Origin of the sequence: Falsiporphyromonas endometrii, from assembly GCF_042654485.1 — a bacterium.
Classification (GTDB): domain Bacteria; phylum Bacteroidota; class Bacteroidia; order Bacteroidales; family Porphyromonadaceae; genus Porphyromonas; species Porphyromonas endometrii.
Genome location: NZ_JBHSGO010000113.1, coordinates 1 through 3,974 on the forward strand (window position 1 = coordinate 1; position 3,974 = coordinate 3,974).

4 protein-coding genes are annotated in these 3,974 nt (G+C 38.0%); all 4 read left to right on the forward strand.

Annotated elements, in window-relative coordinates:
• Positions 1–1,192 precede the first annotated feature (1,192 nt).
• Positions 1,193–1,792, forward strand: a complete 600-nt coding sequence (locus ACFO3G_RS03740) for a chromate transporter (protein WP_380078115.1) — start codon at positions 1,193–1,195, stop codon at positions 1,790–1,792.
• An 11-nt stretch (positions 1,793–1,803) separates the two neighbouring features.
• Positions 1,804–2,397: a chromate transporter gene (locus ACFO3G_RS03745; RefSeq protein WP_380078117.1), complete on the forward strand. Its 594-nt coding sequence runs from the start codon at positions 1,804–1,806 to the stop codon at positions 2,395–2,397.
• A gap of 26 nt (positions 2,398–2,423) precedes the next feature.
• Positions 2,424–3,176, forward strand: coding sequence for a M48 family metallopeptidase (locus tag ACFO3G_RS03750; RefSeq protein ID WP_380078121.1), 753 nt, complete (start codon positions 2,424–2,426; stop codon positions 3,174–3,176).
• Positions 3,177–3,336: 160 nt separating this feature from the next.
• Entirely contained in the window at positions 3,337–3,606 is a 270-nt protein-coding gene (locus ACFO3G_RS03755) for a hypothetical protein (RefSeq protein ID WP_380078123.1), read from the forward strand.
• Positions 3,607–3,974: the final 368 nt, after the last annotated feature.

The following is a 3,974-nucleotide window of genomic DNA, read 5'->3' on the forward strand; positions in this document are numbered from 1 at the left end:
TCCTTCCTCCAACATATGCATGTAACGGAGACGATCATAATAACTATGCTTTCGTCTTTTCTTTTTGTTTGATTCCATAAATAAACCCCAAAAGTTTTGAGTCTAACTTTTGGGGTTCATATCATTTTGACACAGCCCCCTTTTCTTTTTTACCTCAAATATGTCAATAGAAAGTGATAGCATTTATGAAGGTATTTTGTACTGATTTTACCATCTAATCAGAGAACACTGAGTACTATGAGACCCAGTCAAAAAGAAAACAACCTAATGTTCTAAACATTTTAGAGTTTTATTACTGATAAAAGTTGGAAGGGCTTCTTTAGGGTACTTGGTCTCTTTATTTATGCGGTTGAGTTCTTCTTTTTTAAAAGTAAGCCCCAGCTTTCGAAGGCAAAAGCCGACTGTCCGACAAAAAATGGTCTCATTTTAAACCTTGGATTTACTTCTACAATATTAGAAGCCTTGTATGAGAAAGCGTTTTAAATATCAAGTCGAGTCTCTTTGTCTCCTAATCCGATGAAAGAACGGCTGTCTGACAAAAGCTAAGCATATGAACAAGCTAAGTGGACAAATCAGATGACTGCAAATGATTAGAGTACGATTTCAAAAGTGCTTTTTATGAAGTCCAAGATTGATGCTGTTCCAATAGTTTTATCGTACACCAATAATTTAGAGTATTCAGTCACTGAATTTATACCGTTAAGTACCTATTCTTTGGAAATAACCCTTGCTTTCGAGGAGTAAAGTCAGTTGTCCAACAAAAATATTTTCAAAATGAAACTGAGGTCTGCTTTTGTGAAGGACAGAAGTATTGAGACAAAAGATTTTGATATCACGAAGAGCTTCTAATGTCTTAACCCGTTGAAAGATAGGTTGTCCAACAAAAACTAATTGCAATGTATAGACTAATTACACAGAAAGATAACAGCAAATGATTGGAGATCAATTGCAAAGGCAAGTTTTTATGAAATCTAAGATTGTTAGAGCTCCAATAGTTTTATCACACCAATATTTGAGTTTAATGAACCTTGGCTCTACAGCCTACAGCTACGAGTCCACAAAATTTGATACTTTTGCTCTGGCTTTGAAGTTGTTTTGAACTTTTTGATAAAATATCTTCAAAGGGACTTAATATATTGGCAATATTCTTGCCTATGCAGTCACCACTTCGATACAAATAATAAATAGTATAATGTCTCAACTTTGGAAATTGTTTGCCACCTTCTTTAAGATTGGAGGATTTACTTTCGGAGGAGGTTATGCCATGCTCCCTATTATAGAAGATGCTCTTGTAACCAAAAACAAATGGCTCTCTCGCGAAGAATTCTTGGATTTATTTGCAGTTGCTCAATCATTACCCGGTGTATTTGCGGTCAATATATCACTCTTTCTGGGGTATAAACTTAAAGGAATACGAGGGGCTATCATCTCAGCTTTGGGAACTACCCTACCGAGCTTCCTTGTTATCTTGGCTATAGCCATGTATTTTGCCACCTTCAAAGACAATCCTATCGTCATTAAGATTTTCAATGGGATTAGACCGGCTGTAGTAGCTATGATAGCAGCACCCGTTATTACCACATGGCGTTCGATGAAAATGAAACGCTCTGCTTTATGGATCCCCATCCTTTCATGTTTTTTGGTCTGGTATATGGGGGTATCTCCCGTCCTTATCATTGTAGCTTCTGCATTTTTGGGCATCTTATACACCTTTTATATTAAGAAGCTCATCAAGAGGAAAGTCTCCTCAGAGGACGACTCTTCAAACAACAATCAGCAACAATCTAAGTAAAACATCTCATCATGCTGTATATTAAATTATTTCTAATCTATCTTGAAATAGGTCTTTTTGGATTTGGTGGTGGATATGCCATGCTCTCACTTATTCAGGATAAGGTAGTTACCCAGATGCATTGGCTGAGCAATTCAGAATTTACAGACATTGTGGCTGTAAGCCAGATGACACCCGGTCCAATCGGTATCAATAGTGCCACCTATATCGGCTACAAAGTGACCGGTTCTATTTGGGGAGCTGTGACGGCCACCACTGCTGTCAGCTTACCTTCAGTCATATTGGTGCTGATTATCTCTTACTGCTTTGCCAAGTTTAAGGGAAACAAATTTGTTGCTGCGGCATTTGTCGGCATTCGTCCGGCCACCGTAGGTCTTATAGCTTCTGCTGCTATGCTCTTAACTCTTCAGAGCGGTTCTATTTATTACCTTATTCAACATATCTCAGGAGCGATTGCATGGGATAAGGTGGTAGTAACGGAAAACTTCTTGGACTGGAAGAGTTGGATTATCTTTTTGGGAGCATTTATTGTAACCATCAAGAAATGGATTCACCCTATCTTAACGATTGTTTTGGCCGGTCTAATCGGATTCTTGCTTTATTGATTAGAGATATCACAATTCTATAAACAATGCAATCGAATACAAATAATTTGGGAGAGTGCCAACAACAGCGAGCCACAATTCAGATAGATGGCATACCGGTGTGTGTTACATACAAGAGAATGAAAAATGTCATCCTGCGTATTGACACAAAAGACAAAGTAGTTAGAGTTTCTGCACCCTTCGGTTGCCACCACGATCTCATTGTAGAAATAGTAAGAAAGCATAAAGAAAAAATCAAATCCAGATTTAGTAAGCGGGCTGTTTTTGATATTTCCGAGCCGGATTTGTCTGAAGGTGGCTTAATCCCTTTCCTCGGACAACTATTTAGACTTCATATTGAACACATTGAATATACAACCGCAAGGAATGTCTCCATCAATCACGAAGACCGCACAATCACATTATTTGTCTGTTCTAATGACTCTAAGAGAGAATTGTTTCATATACTTACTCAATGGTATTTCAAAAACTTTCGCAATATATTGATCCCAATCATAGATAAGTATGCAGCCAAGGTTGGTCGAAAAGCAAATACATATGGGATAAAGATAGTGAACGGTTATTGGGGAATCTGTAGAAATCGTGCAAAAAGCATCATATTTAATCTTAAACTAATAGCAATGCCAAGTGAAGTGATTGAGTTGATAGTCCTTCATGAGCATGTTCACCTAAAGCATTTCAATCACGGCAAAGACTTTAAAGCAGAGATGACAAGACTCATGCCGGATTGGAAGCATAGAGAAGATGAGCTCAAATCATATCAAAGATATTTTATATGAGAAATATTTTGAACTGAATCGACTAACCAAGTAGCAGAATAAATAGCCCCTCAAAAAGCCAAAAGAGCAAACCTCCAAAAACTTTGTTTTACGATATTAGTATCATTGCAAAAGAGAATCATTTTTAGTATCTTAGGCGAAGAGAAATAAACTTATAACCATGGAGATAAGCATATTATTTACCTTCCTTTTGATGATTGTGTCGCTTGGCGGATTACTCCTTCAAGGGGGTAAGATATGTCTTATGATGGATCAAAAGGCAGATGCCTTCCCGGCCATCAAATACAATCTCGCAAACTATCTTTCTCTTAAGGCTGTGAAGCTCGATGTTAGAGAGATATATTTGTTAAATAATATTGCCTTACCTACAGTATCAAAAGCTACTCAAATAACCTTTATTCAACCCCAAAATCTTAAATTCAAGGGTTAGGGTTACCTGACCTTCTTACCGACTTCGCCCGTTTTATAGTACGAAACGGGCTTTATTTATGCGCTATTTTAACAAATAAGCTCGCGCGAGAAGCAATCCATTCTCGCGCGACTTTCGATCCGTTGTCGCGCGACCTTGACATGCGAAGTCGCGCTACTTCAAGTGCAACCTCGCGCGAGTTTACTTTCAAAGTCGCGCGAGAATGGATTGTAAGTCGCGCGACCTTCCAAAAAAGGCGGCCTTAAAGCAATAGTGTCCTAAACGTTTTTGACGAATAAAAAGAAAAGGGTAGGTTTGTATTGAACAAAAAAGAACAGCTCCAAGAGCTGTCACCAACCACCCTTTTCATGGCAAATATAACACTATTC

Bases quoted from the DNA above. Each gene is read 5' to 3' on its own strand.
- ACFO3G_RS03740 (WP_380078115.1), top strand. From the start codon at position 1,193: ATGTCTCAACTTTGGAAATTGTTTGCCACCTTCTTTAAGATTGGAGGA.
- ACFO3G_RS03750 (WP_380078121.1), top strand. From the start codon at position 2,424: ATGCAATCGAATACAAATAATTTGGGAGAGTGCCAACAACAGCGAGCC.
- ACFO3G_RS03755 (WP_380078123.1), top strand. From the start codon at position 3,337: ATGGAGATAAGCATATTATTTACCTTCCTTTTGATGATTGTGTCGCTT.
- ACFO3G_RS03745 (WP_380078117.1), top strand. From the start codon at position 1,804: ATGCTGTATATTAAATTATTTCTAATCTATCTTGAAATAGGTCTTTTT.